General features: G+C 70.1%; 14 protein-coding genes. All 14 read right to left on the bottom strand.

Going from position 1 to position 12,400, the window contains the following annotated elements:
• Positions 1–142: 142 nt before the first annotated feature.
• Positions 143–589 carry a DUF2550 domain-containing protein gene (locus BM385_RS23610; RefSeq protein ID WP_019435887.1) on the bottom strand — a complete coding sequence of 149 codons (447 nt, stop codon included), beginning with the start codon at positions 587–589 and terminating at the stop codon, positions 143–145.
• Positions 590–631: 42 nt separating this feature from the next.
• Positions 632–1,015, bottom strand: a complete 384-nt coding sequence (locus BM385_RS23605; protein WP_019435886.1) for a F0F1 ATP synthase subunit epsilon — start codon at positions 1,013–1,015, stop codon at positions 632–634.
• Between the two features lie 96 nt (positions 1,016–1,111).
• Entirely contained in the window at positions 1,112–2,566 is a 1,455-nt protein-coding gene (gene atpD, locus BM385_RS23600) for a F0F1 ATP synthase subunit beta (RefSeq protein ID WP_026047797.1), read from the bottom strand.
• 2 nt (positions 2,567–2,568) lie between these two features.
• On the bottom strand, positions 2,569–3,498 hold the full coding sequence (locus tag BM385_RS23595) for a F0F1 ATP synthase subunit gamma (protein ID WP_019435884.1): 930 nt from the start codon (positions 3,496–3,498) through the stop codon (positions 2,569–2,571).
• 2 nt (positions 3,499–3,500) lie between these two features.
• Complete coding sequence (gene atpA, locus BM385_RS23590; protein ID WP_019435883.1) at positions 3,501–5,072, bottom strand: F0F1 ATP synthase subunit alpha; 1,572 nt, start codon at positions 5,070–5,072, stop codon at positions 3,501–3,503.
• Positions 5,073–5,185: 113 nt separating this feature from the next.
• A complete protein-coding gene (locus BM385_RS23585) occupies positions 5,186–6,004 on the bottom strand; it encodes a F0F1 ATP synthase subunit delta (protein ID WP_019435882.1) in 819 nt (272 codons plus the stop codon).
• On the bottom strand, positions 6,001–6,564 hold the full coding sequence (locus BM385_RS23580) for a F0F1 ATP synthase subunit B (RefSeq protein WP_019435881.1): 564 nt from the start codon (positions 6,562–6,564) through the stop codon (positions 6,001–6,003). The genes BM385_RS23585 and BM385_RS23580 overlap by 4 nt, the downstream gene beginning before the upstream one ends.
• A gap of 40 nt (positions 6,565–6,604) precedes the next feature.
• A complete protein-coding gene (gene atpE / locus BM385_RS23575) occupies positions 6,605–6,841 on the bottom strand; it encodes an ATP synthase F0 subunit C (RefSeq protein WP_019435880.1) in 237 nt (78 codons plus the stop codon).
• A gap of 85 nt (positions 6,842–6,926) precedes the next feature.
• Complete coding sequence (atpB, locus tag BM385_RS23570; protein WP_019435879.1) at positions 6,927–7,733, bottom strand: F0F1 ATP synthase subunit A; 807 nt, start codon at positions 7,731–7,733, stop codon at positions 6,927–6,929.
• Positions 7,734–8,010: 277 nt separating this feature from the next.
• Positions 8,011–8,436 carry a Cg1360 family ATP-synthase-associated protein gene (locus BM385_RS23565; RefSeq protein ID WP_019435878.1) on the bottom strand — a complete coding sequence of 142 codons (426 nt, stop codon included), beginning with the start codon at positions 8,434–8,436 and terminating at the stop codon, positions 8,011–8,013.
• 206 nt (positions 8,437–8,642) lie between these two features.
• Positions 8,643–10,034 (bottom strand): MraY family glycosyltransferase, encoded by a 1,392-nt coding sequence (locus BM385_RS23560; RefSeq protein WP_246337990.1) that lies wholly within the window; start codon positions 10,032–10,034, stop codon positions 8,643–8,645.
• Between the two features lie 127 nt (positions 10,035–10,161).
• On the bottom strand, positions 10,162–10,827 hold the full coding sequence (locus BM385_RS23555) for an arsenate reductase/protein-tyrosine-phosphatase family protein (RefSeq protein WP_019435876.1): 666 nt from the start codon (positions 10,825–10,827) through the stop codon (positions 10,162–10,164).
• A complete protein-coding gene (locus BM385_RS23550; protein ID WP_019435875.1) occupies positions 10,824–11,471 on the bottom strand; it encodes an L-threonylcarbamoyladenylate synthase in 648 nt (215 codons plus the stop codon). Before BM385_RS23550 ends, BM385_RS23555 begins: the two co-directional genes overlap by 4 nt.
• Positions 11,472–11,490: 19 nt before the next feature.
• Positions 11,491–12,384, bottom strand: a complete 894-nt coding sequence (prmC, locus tag BM385_RS23545; RefSeq protein ID WP_019435874.1) for a peptide chain release factor N(5)-glutamine methyltransferase — start codon at positions 12,382–12,384, stop codon at positions 11,491–11,493.
• Positions 12,385–12,400: the final 16 nt, after the last annotated feature.

Below are 12,400 nucleotides of genomic sequence, written 5' to 3'. Positions count from 1 at the left end.
CCGTCCACCGTGCGCGCGGGCGGCCGACGTCTGCGGGCACCACCACGGCCCGGACCAGGAGCACGACGGCCGGTACTGGGCCGGGTCCTTCGGGTCGCTCACCGCCCCGGCTTCGGCCCCCGGGCGGGCCCGCGTCAGCGGTCTATGCCACGTTCACCCGCTGGCCGGGCGGTGCCGCCTCCAGCCAGGCGAGGAAGCCGGTCAGCGCGTCCTCGCTCATCGCCAGCTCCACGTCGTCCCCGTCGTGCCGGCAGGAGAGCACCACGGCGCCGGAGAGCAGCGCCAGTTCCTCCTCGCCCTGCGGCTGCCGCCGCTCGCGGACCTGGATGCGGTCGCGCTCCAGCGCGCGACGGGGCCGCACCGCGTACGAGAAGACCCGGAACCACTCCACCCGGTCTCCGTTGTAGCGTGCGACCCCATAGATCCAGCCCTTGCCCAGGGACTGCCCCGCGGTCGGCGCCCGGAAGCGCGCCGAACAGTCGAACGTACCGCCCAGCCGCTGGATCAGCCGCCTGCGTACGCCGAACCCGAGCAGTCCCAGCACGACCAGCGCCAGCACGGCGCCGACCACAACCAACGCGAGGACCATCTCAACCGACCTCCTCGCCCCGTTGTGTGTCCGTCGTGCGAATCAGCGCCCCGCCGCCACGGCACGCAGCCGGACGTCCGCGCGCCGTTCGGCGGCGGCGTCCGCATCCGCCTTGGCCTGCTCCAGGGAACGCTCCGCACGCTCGACGTCGATCTCGTCGGCCAGCTCGGCGATCTCCGCCAGCAGCGACAGCTTACCGTCGGTGTACGACAGGAATCCGCCGTGCACCGCCGCGATGACGGTGCCCTCACCGCTCGCCCCGGTGGTCCGGATGGTCACCGGACCCGACTGCAGCACGCTGAGCACCGGCTGGTGCCCGGGCAGGATGCCGATGTCACCCGCAGTGGTGCGCGCGACGACCATGCTGGCCTCGCCCGACCAGACCTTCCGGTCCGCGGCGACCAACTCGACGTGCAGCTCAGCCACGATGGCTCCTCATCCCCTGGATATGTGAAGAATAGATGGCCGGTGCACCGGAGGCGGGGGCACCCCCCGCCTCCGCGCGCACCACGGGCGTGCCGGTCAGGAGACGCCCAGCTCCTTGGCCTTCGCCTTCAGGTCGTCCAGCCCACCGCACATGAAGAACGCCTGCTCGGGGAAGTGGTCGTAGTCACCGTCGGCGATGCCGTTGAACGCGGCGATCGACTCGTCCAGCGACACGTCCGAACCGTCCAGGCCGGTGAACTGCTTCGCCGCGTGGGTGTTCTGCGACAGGAAGCGCTCGATCCGCCGCGCACGGCTGACGGTGAGCTTGTCCTCCTCGCCCAGCTCGTCCATACCGAGAATGGCGATGATGTCCTGGAGGTCCTTGTACTTCTGGAGGATCCCCTTGACCCGCATGGCGGTGTCGTAGTGGTCCTGCGAGATGTAGCGCGGGTCCAGAATCCGGGACGTCGAGTCCAGCGGGTCCACCGCCGGGTAGATGCCCTTCTCGGAGATCGGACGGGACAGCACCGTGGTGGCGTCCAGGTGGGCGAAGGTGGTGGCCGGCGCCGGGTCGGTGAGGTCGTCGGCGGGCACGTAGATCGCCTGCATCGAGGTGATGGAGTGACCACGGGTGGAGGTGATGCGCTCCTGGAGCACACCCATCTCGTCAGCCAGGTTCGGCTGGTAACCCACCGCGGAGGGCATCCGGCCCAGCAGGGTGGACACCTCGGAACCGGCCTGGGTGAAGCGGAAGATGTTGTCGATGAAGAACAGCACGTCCTGCTTCTGCACATCGCGGAAGTACTCCGCCATGGTCAGACCGGCCAGCGCGACCCGCAGCCGGGTCCCCGGCGGCTCGTCCATCTGGCCGAAGACCAGCGCGGTCTGCGGCAGCACGCCCGAGTCGGCCATTTCCTCGATGAGGTCGTTGCCCTCACGGGTACGCTCACCGACACCGGCGAAGACGGAAACACCCTCGTGCAGCTTCGCCACACGCATGATCATTTCCTGGATCAGCACGGTCTTGCCGACACCGGCACCACCGAACAGACCGATCTTGCCGCCCTTGACGTACGGGGTCAGCAGGTCGATGACCTTCAGACCCGTCTCGAACATCTCGGTCTTCGACTCCAGCTGGTCGAAGGCCGGGGCCTTGCGGTGAATCTCCCAGCGGTCGGTGATCTCCGACTCGGCCTCGGGCTCGTTCAGGATGTGGCCCAGGGTGTTGAACACCCGGCCCTTGGTGACGTCGCCCACCGGCACGGTGATGCCCGCGCCCGTGTCGGTCACCGGGGACTGGCGGACCAGACCGTCGGCCGGACCCAGGGCGATGGTGCGCACCATGCCCTCACCGAGGTGCTGGGCGACCTCCAGCGTCAGGGTGCTGGTGGTGCCCTTCACCGCGGGGTCCTCGACCTCGACGGTGAGCGCGTTGTAGATGTCGGGGATCGCGTCGACGGGGAACTCCACGTCGACGACCGGGCCGATGACCCGTGCGACCCGACCCGTGGCTGCGGCCGTCTCGGTGGCCGCCTCAGCAGCAGTAGTCATGATTATCGGTCACTTCCCGCGGTCGCGTCGGCCAAGGCGCTCGCGCCACCGACGATCTCGGTGATTTCCTGGGTGATTTCGGCCTGACGGGCCGCGTTGGCAAGCCGCGACAGCGACTTGATGAGCTCCTCCGCGTTGTCGGTCGCCGACTTCATCGCCCGCCGGGTGGCCGCGTGCTTGGACGCGGCGGCCTGGAGGAGGGCGTTGTAGATGCGGCTCTCGACGTACCGGGGCAGCAGGGCGTCGAGGACCTTCTCCGCCGAGGGCTCGAAGTCGTACAGGGCGTGCGCCTGCGCGCCCTTGGCGAAGACCTGCGCGGACTCCTCCGCCGACTTCTCGAAGGTCAGCGGCAGCAGCCGCCGCTCCACCGGGGTCTGCGTCATCATCGACACGAACTCGGTGAAGACGATGTGCAGCTCGTCCACCCCGCCCTTGTCGGTGTCACGCTCCATGGCCTCGATGAGCGGCGCGGCGACCATCTTGGCGTCGGCGTAGGTCGGGTTGTCCGTGAAGCCGGTCCAGGAGTCGGTGATCGCCCGCTCCCGGAACCCGTAGTACGCCACACCCTTGCGGCCGACGATGTACGTGTCGACCTCCTTGCCTTCACTCACCAGCTCGCTGGTCAGGTGCTCCCCCGCCTTGAGGGCGTTGGAGGAGTAACCGCCGGCCAGGCCGCGGTCGCTGGTGATCAGCAGCAGCGCGGCCCGCCGCGGGCGCTCCACCTCGGTCGTCAGCGGGTGCTTGACGTCCGAGCCGTGCGCCACGGCCGTGACCGCGTTGGTCAGCTCGTCGGCGTACGGCGTGGACGCCGCCACCTTGCGCTGCGCCTTGACGATGCGCGAGGCGGCGATCATCTCCATCGCCCGGGTGATCTTCTTCGTGGCGGTGACGGACTTGATCCGGCGCTTGAGGACACGAATCTGAGCGCCCATGATCAGCCCTCGCCCAGCAGCTTGCCGCCCGAGGTCTCGAACTGCTGCTTGAAGGAGCTGACCGCGCCGGCGATCGCCTGAAGCGTGTCGTTCGACATCTTGGCGCCCTCGCGGATGGAGGTCAGCAGGTCCTTCTTCTCGCGGCCGAGCCAGTCCAGCAGCTCGCGCTCGAAGCGGCGGATGTCCTCGACCGGGATGTCGTCCATCAGACCGTTGGTGCCGGCCCAGATGGAGACGACCTGGTTCTCGGTGGGGTACGGGTTGTACTGGTCCTGCTTGATCAGCTCGACCATGCGCTTGCCCCGCTCCAGAGCGGCCTTGGAGGCCGCGTCCAGGTCGGAACCGAAGGCGGCGAACGCCTCCAGCTCGCGGTATTGCGCGAGGTCGACCCGGAGCGAACCGGTGACCTGGCGGATCGCCTTGTGCTGGGCGGAACCACCGACACGGGAGACGGAGATACCGACGTTCAGCGCCGGGCGCTGGCCCGCGTTGAACAGGTCGGACTCCAGGAAGCACTGGCCGTCGGTGATGGAGATGACGTTGGTCGGGATGAACGCCGACACGTCGTTCGCCTTGGTCTCCACGATCGGCAGCCCGGTCATGGAGCCGGCGCCCATCTCGTCCGACAGCTTCGCGCAGCGCTCCAGCAGCCGGGAGTGCAGGTAGAAGACGTCACCGGGGTACGCCTCGCGGCCCGGCGGGCGGCGCAGCAGCAGCGACACCGCGCGGTAGGCGTCCGCCTGCTTCGACAGGTCGTCGAAGACGATCAGGACGTGCTTGCCCTCGTACATCCAGTGCTGGCCGATGGCCGAGCCGGTGTAGGGGGCGATGTACTTGAAGCCGGCCGGGTCGGACGCGGGGGCGGCGACGATCGTCGTGTACTCCAGCGCGCCGGCCTCCTCCAGGGCGCCGCGCACGGACGCGATGGTGGAGCCCTTCTGGCCGATGGCGACGTAGATGCAGCGGACCTGCTTCTTCGGGTCGCCCGAGCGCCAGTTGTCGCGCTGGTTGATGATCGTGTCGACCGCGAGGGCGGTCTTGCCGGTCTGCCGGTCACCGATGATCAGCTGGCGCTGGCCACGGCCGATCGGCGTCATGGTGTCCACGGCCTTGTAGCCGGTCTCCATGGGCTCGTGCACCGACTTGCGCTGCATGACGTCGGGCGCGCGCAGCTCCAGGGCGCGGCGGCCCGAGGTCTCGATCTCGCCGAGGCCGTCGATCGGGTTGCCCAGCGGGTCGACGACCCGGCCCAGGTAGCCCTCGCCGACCGCGACCGAGAGCACCTCGCCGGTGCGGCGCACCGGCTGGCCCTCCTCGATGCCGCTGAACTCGCCCAGGACGACCGCGCCGATCTCGCGCTCCTCCAGGTTGAGGGCGAGGCCGAGGGTGCCGTCCTCGAACTTCAGCAGCTCGTTCGCCATGGCCGAGGGCAGCCCCTCGACTCGCGCGATGCCGTCACCGGCAACGCTGACCGTCCCGACCTCTTCCTGCGAGGCCGCGTCCGGGGTGTACGACTGGACGAAATCCTCCAGTGCGCTCCGGATCTCATCCGGCCGGATCGTGAGCTCCGCCATCTGGGTTCCCTGCTCTCCTTGTTGGGCCCGTAAGTTCGTGCGCTACGGCCCAACTCGGGCCGCTCGTCGTGCTTCTTGAGTTGGTGGTGCGGCGGGCTCTCGCGCCCGCCGCGTCAGCCGGCCAGCCGGCGGGTGACCTCGTCCAGCCGGTCGGCGACGGTGCCGTGGATGACCTCGTCCCCGATGCGGACCGAGATCCCGCCGAGGACGGCCGGGTCGACGTCGAGGTTCAGCTGGACCTGGCGCCCGTAGAGCTTCGCCAGGGCCCGGCCGAGCCGGTCGCGCTGCGCGTCGCTCAGGGGGACGGCCGAGGTGACCACCGCGACCGAGCGGTCACGGCGGGCCGCCGCCAGGGCGGACAGCGCCTCGATCCCCTGATCCAGGCTACGTCCCCGCGGATGTTCCACGAGGCGGACGATCAGCCGCTCGGTGATCCGGTCGGCCCGGCCGCCCAGCAGCCGGCGGACCAGCTCCTTCTTGGCGGTGGTGGACCGGTCGTCCTTGGTGGTGAGCGCGGACCGCAGGTCCGGGGTGGCGGACAGGATCCGGCCGAACCGGAACAGCTCGTCCTCCACCGCTTCCAGGGTGCCCGCCCGGTCGGCCGCGATGAGGTCGGCGGTGTCCGCCAGCTCCTCCACCGCGTCCACCAGGTCCCGGGAGGAGGACCAGCGGGAGCGGACCAGGCCGGAGACCAGGTCGACGGCCGGGCCGCCGACCTGTCCGCCGAGCAGCCGGCCCACCAGGTCCGCCTTGCCCTCGCCCGGCTGGGCCGGGTCGGTGAGGACCCGGCGCAGCGAGACCTCGCGGTTCAGCAGCACGGTGACGGCGGCCAGGTCATCGGCCAGGGCGGCGGGATCGGTGGCCGTACTGTCGCACAGTACGTTCAGCCGCTCCCGGCCGCCCTCCAGGGCCTCCCGGCTGGCGCCGATCACCGTGCCGCCCCGGCGGCGTCACCGGAGGGAGCCGCGGCGGCCTTCTCCTCCAGCTCGGCCAGGAAGCGGTCGATGGTACGGCTCTGACGGGCGTGGTCCTCGAGAGCCTCGCCGACCAGGCGGCCGGCCAGTTCGGTGGCCAGCCGGCCGACGTCCTGACGGAGCAGTTCGGCGGCCTGCTTGCGGTCCGCTTCGATCTGGGCGTGGCCGGCGGAGATGATCTCCTCGCGCTGGCGCTGGCCCTCCTCGCGCATCTCGGCGATGAGCGCGGCGCCCTGCTCCTTGGCCTCCTGGCGCAGCCGGGCGGCGTCGTGACGGGCCTCGGCCAGCTGCTCCTTGTAGCTCTCCAGGGTCTGACGGGCCTCGGCCTGGGTGGCCTCCGCCTTCTCCATGCCACCTTCGATCGCCTCGCGACGCTCCTCCAGCACCTTGTTGATGGAGGGGAGGAGCTTCTTGTAGAAGGCGAAGAAGATGATGCCGAAGCAGAACAGTCCGATGAAGACCTCGGGCCACACCGGCAGCAAGGGGTTCTGGGGCCCCTCGGCAGCCATGTTGATCATGATTGTGGACCTCTCGTCGGTAAGGGCTTCGATGGGTCGCTCAGCTGAGGGCGAACGCCAGCACGAAGCCCATCAGCGCCAGCGCCTCGATGACGGCGAAGCCCAGCAGCATGTTCTGCCGGATGAGGCCGGCGGCCTCGGGCTGGCGGGCGATCGCCTGGACACCGTTACCGAAAACGATACCGACGCCGACACCGGGGCCGATGGCCGCGATACCGAAACCGATGGTGTTGATGTTGCCGTTGACGGCGGCCAGGGTGTCGAAAGCTGCGGACATGTCCGTTGGTTCCTTCTCTGTGGTGGGCCGGCGGAGGTGTGTCCACCGGTTGTCATGCGGTCGGTCGGTGAGGGTCTGCGTGCTCTCAGTGCGCTTCTTCGAGCGCCTGGGAGAGGTAGGTGGCGGTCAGCACGACGAACACGTAGGCCTGGAGGGCCTGGATGAACATCTCGAAGACCGTGAGCACCAGTGCCAGGGCGAACGACGTGATCGAGTAGAACGTGCCGACCACGGTGCCCAGCGTGTACCAGGTGCCGATGATGAACAGCAGCAGCAGCAGATGGCCGGCGAACATGTTGGCGAAGAGCCGGACCGCCATCGTGAAGGGCCGCAGGAAGACGTTGGAGATGAACTCGATGGGTGTGAGGATCACGTAGATCCCCTTCGGCAGCCCACTGGGCACACACAGATTGCGCAGGCCACCGACGAAGCCGTTGGTCTTGAAGGTGACCGTCATGTAGGTGACCCACACCACGACGGCGAGACCGGCCGGGAAGGCGATGGCCGAGGTCACCGGGAACTGCGCCAGCGGGACGACGGCCCACAGGTTCATGACCCAGACGAAGAAGAACAGCGAGACCAGCAAGGGGACGTACGGCTCGCCCTTCTTGCCCATGATCTCGCGGGCGACGCCCTTGCGGACGAAGTCGTACCCGGCCTCCGCCACCATCTGGAGCTTGCCCGGGACGACCTTCGGCCTGGCGAAGGCGGCCCAGAAGAAGCTGAGGATCGCCACCGTTCCGAGGAGGGCCAGCAGCATGGCCTTGTTGAACTCGATCGGCCCGACACTGAAGATCGGATCGAAGATGAACGACCACACGGACGGAGCGGGGAAGCCGCATTCCTGGAAAAGGTGACAGTCGGTCTCGAAGGCGAGCACCTGGTCATTCATCACCGTGAGCTCCTTCGGCGTGACGCATGGATACGGCAACCTCGGTGTGTCGGCGTGGCCGCAGGCCACAGGACGGCACTGGACTGGGTGGGGCGGGAGAGAGGCCGGTCCGTGCGGAGTCCGCGCGGCCCGGCGGGAGTCAGGGCGAAGCGCCCGGCTGTCCCGCACAGCCGGCACACCGCGATCCACTCAGCTCTCGGCGAGGGACGATAGCAGTCCGCGGTGACCGTCCGTAGGCCGCCCCCTGTTCGGCGGGACCGCCGCACAGCGACCGAGATCACATCGGACCGCCGGAGGACGCCGTGGAGGATTCGGGTACCACGTAAGGGATCTTCAGGCGCAGATGGGCCCGCACCTGACCGGCCAGCCAGACGGCCGTTCCGACCATCACCCCTATGGCGAACGAACGCCCGTGCAGGAAGGACGCGTCGCGCAGCAGTATCAACACGACGAACAGCACGCCCATCTGCGTGGTGTATATCACCATGGCGGCGCCGAAGAACAACTCGGGCCAGCGATGGTTGACATAACCGAGAGCTATCAGGCCGAGCGCGAAGAACGCGGCGGCGATGAAGACTCCCAGGGCGACGCTGAGCGCGCCCTCCGTCCCGGCGAGAAAGGCTCCCGCCGCGGTGGCCACGACTCCGGCCACGGCAGTGGGGACCGCGGCGCCTCGGAGTATCCGGGCGTCGTTGGACTGCATGGGAACTGATCTCCCGCGGGGCTTCGGACGACTGTCGTCATTGACGAGTGAGCGTGCGTCCCGGTCCCGGGCAGCTGGTGCACCGGGCCGGTTCTCGTGAACGCTATCACAAACTTTTTGATGAGGTCTTTACTCAGTTCGCGTGTAAGAACTCACACGGAAGAGGCAACATGCCGTCCGCCGCTTGACAGCGGCGGACGCCCTCCTCACCTGCGGTTGTCGATCCTGCGGCGCAGCGCGAACCGCTGCCGCTCCCCCACCGCCGTGGCCCCGTTCAGCCCGCGCACCCGGGTCGCGGTGGCCACCGCCGGGGCGTCCCGCTCCCCGCCGGCCTCCGGCACGGCACCCGGCTCCGCGGGCGCCGGAGGCTGCGCCTCCCCGCCCGTGTCCTGTGCCGCCGGAGCCTGCGCCGGGCCGGGCTCGGGAGCCGGCTCCGCGGCCGGCACGGAGGCGGCACCGCCCCCGCCACCGCCGGCCGTACGCACCGGGAAGCGCGGCAGCAGCAGAACCACCAGACCGATCGCGCTCAGCCCCACCACGCCCGGCACGATCCACGCCCCGACGCCCTGCACCGAGAAGCCGACCACGCCGAAGGCGATCAGCCCGGACCAGAAGTACATGATCAGCACGGCCCGGCGGTGCGAGTGCCCGATCTCCAGCAGCCGGTGGTGCAGATGACCCCGGTCCGCCGCGAACGGCGAATGCCCGTTCCAGGTACGGCGCACGATCGCCAGCACCAGATCCGCGAACGGCACCGCGATGATCGTCAGCGGCAGCAGCAGCGGGATGTACACCGGCACCATCTCGTGCACCGCGCCGCGCACCGAGCCGGTGAACAGCTTCATCGCGTCCGGGTCCACCTGCCCGGTGATGGAGACCGCACTGGCCGCCAGGATCAGCCCCAGCAGCATCGAACCCGAGTCGCCCATGAAGATCCGCGCCGGATGCATGTTGTGCGGCAGGAAGCCCAGACACATGCCCATCAGCACCGCCGCGAACAGCGTGGCCGGGGCGGCCGACTCGATCGCGTAGCCGTACCAGACCCGGTACGCGTACAGGAAGAACGCCGCCGCCGCGATGCACACCATGCCGGCCGCGAGACCGTCCAGACCGTCCACGAAGTTCACCGCGTTGATGGTCACCACCACGATGGCCACGGTCAGCAGCGTGCCCTGGAGCGGCGTCAGCGCCACCACCCCGACGCCCGGCACCGGCAGCCACAGGATCGTCAGCCCCTGGAGCACCATCACGCCGGCCGCGATCATCTGGAGGCCCAGCTTCACCAGGGCGTCCACACCCCACTTGTCGTCCAGGACACCCAGCAGCCAGATCAGCGCGGCGGCCGACAGCAGCGCCCTGGGCTCGTCCGAGACCCGGAACACCTCGGAGGTGTTGGACAGCTGGGAGGCCACCAGCAGACCCGCGCACAGCCCCCCGAACATCGCGATGCCGCCCAGCCGCGGGGTCGGCTCGCGGTGCACGTCGCGCGCCCGCACCGCGGGGGCCGCGCCCGCCGCGATGGCGAACTTCCGCACCGGGCCGGTCAGCAGATACGTGACCGCCGCCGCGACACAGAGCGTCAGGAGATATTCACGCACAGGCTGCCCCAGAAGTCTCGCCGTCCATGGCGCAACACCTTCTCATGCCCGCCGGCCCGGGCTGCCCCCAAGGGCCTCCCGGAGCGATCTTGTGACCGGCCCGCGTCCTCGGGATGCCGCACCGCCGTCAGGGCCCCGGAACCCCGGTCAGCGCGGTGACCACCGGATCGAGCGCGGCCCTGATCTCCTCGCCGATGCTGCGGAAGTACGGGATCGGCGACCCGTACGGATCCTGCACCTCGTCCGCCTCGGCCGTCGGCGCCAGCAGCCAGCCGCGCAGCGCCGCCGCCGCGCTGGCCAGCGCGCGGGCCCGCTCCACCAGCGTCTCCGGCGAACCCACCGCGGGCAGCGTGGAGACGTCGATGGCCCGCACCAGGCGGGTGAACTCCTTCAGCGTGAACGTCCGCAGCCCGGCCGAGTGCCCCATCGCGATCACCTGCTGCCGGTGATCGCGGGTGGCGGTCAGCACCAGGTCGGCGCGGATCACGTGCTCGTCCAGCAGCTCACGGCCGAAGAACCCGGCCGCGTCCGCCCCGTACTCGGACAGGACCTGCGCCGCGTGCTCCTCCATCGGGGCACCCTCGTGCCCCCAGGTGCCGGCGCTCTCCACCACCAGGGCATCCCCGAACCCGCCCAGGCGCTGGTCGAGCGCCTGCCGGGTGAGCCGTTCGGTGATCGGCGAGCGGCACACATTCCCCGTACTGACATGCAGAATCCGGAAGACCGGGCGGAGGCCGCCGGCCGGCTCGGTCGGCTCCGGCTGCCGTATGCCACTGTCCGCAAGCGCGGTCAATGGGAGATCTCCAGGTCGGGCACGACCTTGCGCAGTTCCTCCTCGCTCACCGCACCGGCGCGCAGCAGCCGGGGAACCGGCCGGGTGACATCGACGATCGACGAGGGCACGGTGTCGGGCGTGGGGCCGCCGTCCAGGTACACCGCGATCGCGTCGCCCAGCATCTGCTGGGCGGCGTCGCAGTCCTGGGGCGCCGGGTGGCCGGTGAGGTTGGCGGAGGAGACGGCCATCGGGCCGAATTCCTTGAGCAGTTCGAGAGCGACCGGATGCAGCGGCATCCGCACCGCCACGGTGCCCCGGGTCTCGCCCAGGTCCCAGGTGAGGGACGGCTGGTGGCGGGCGACGATGGTGAGCGCGCCCGGCCAGAAGGCGTCCACCAGCTCCCACGCCTGCTCGGAGAAGTCGGTGACCAGACCGTGCAGCGTGTTCGGCGAGCCGACCAGCACCGGGGAGGGCATGCCCCGGCCACGGCCCTTGGCCTCCAGCAGCGCGCCCACGGCGTTCGCGTTGAAGGCGTCCGCGCCCACCCCGTACACCGTGTCGGTCGGCAGGACGACGAGATCGCCGCGCCGCACGGCGGACGCCGCCTCCCGCAGCCCGTGCTTGCGGTCGACCACGTCCGTGCAGTCGTATCGCCGTGCCATCAGTGAACGTCCTCCTTGGTCATCGGTTGACCCTGCGGGCGGTGGCGAACCGCGGGCGGTTGTTGAGATCGGGGTGGTCGGCGGCGTCCGCCCAGCCGCGGTCCTCGGTGAAGATCCACGGCACCTGGCCGCCCTGGGTGTCCGCGTGCTCGACGACGACGATGCCGCCGGGCCGCAGCAGCCGGTGCGCGGCGCGCTCCAGACCCCGGATGGTGTCCAGGCCGTCCTCGCCGGAGAACAGCGCCAGCTGCGGGTCGTGGTCGCGGGCCTCGGGGGCCACGTGCTCCCACTCGGTGAGCGGGATGTAGGGCGGGTTGGAGATCACCAGATCGACCTGCCCGGCCAGCTGCGGCAGGGCGGTGAGGGCGTCCCCGTGGTGCAGGACCACCCGGGAGCCCTCGGCGTTGCGGCGGGCGTACTCCAGGGCGCGCTCGTCCAGTTCCACGGCGTGCACGCGCGAGCGCGGCACCTCCTGGGCCAGCGCGAGCGCGATGGCGCCCGAGCCGGTGCACAGATCGACGATCAGCGGCTCGGCGACGTCCATCGCGCGGACCGCGTCTATCGCCCAGCCGACCACCGACTCCGTCTCCGGCCGGGGCACGAACACCCCGGGGCCCACCTGGAGCTCCAGGTAGCGGAAGAACGCCCGGCCGGTGATGTGCTGGAGCGGTTCGCGCGCCTCGCGGCGGGCGATCGCCTCCCAGTAGCGGGCGTCGAACTCGGCGTCGGCGACGGTGTGCAGCCGGGGCCGCTCGGTGCCGTGCACGTACGCCGCCAGTTCCTCGGCGTCGAAGCGTGGTGAGGGCACCCCGGCGTCGGCGAGCCGCTGGGTGGCGCGGGCCACCTCGGCGAGCAGCAGGGAACGGGGGTAGGAGCTCGGCCCGGTGGCGGATGACCCGGATGATGACGTCACGTCTTCCACCCTACGG

Source organism: Streptomyces harbinensis (genome assembly GCF_900116145.1).
Lineage (GTDB): Bacteria > Actinomycetota > Actinomycetes > Streptomycetales > Streptomycetaceae > Streptomyces > Streptomyces carpaticus.
The sequence above is the reverse complement of the archived record's forward strand: the minus strand, read 5'-3'. Positions and strand labels throughout refer to the sequence as shown.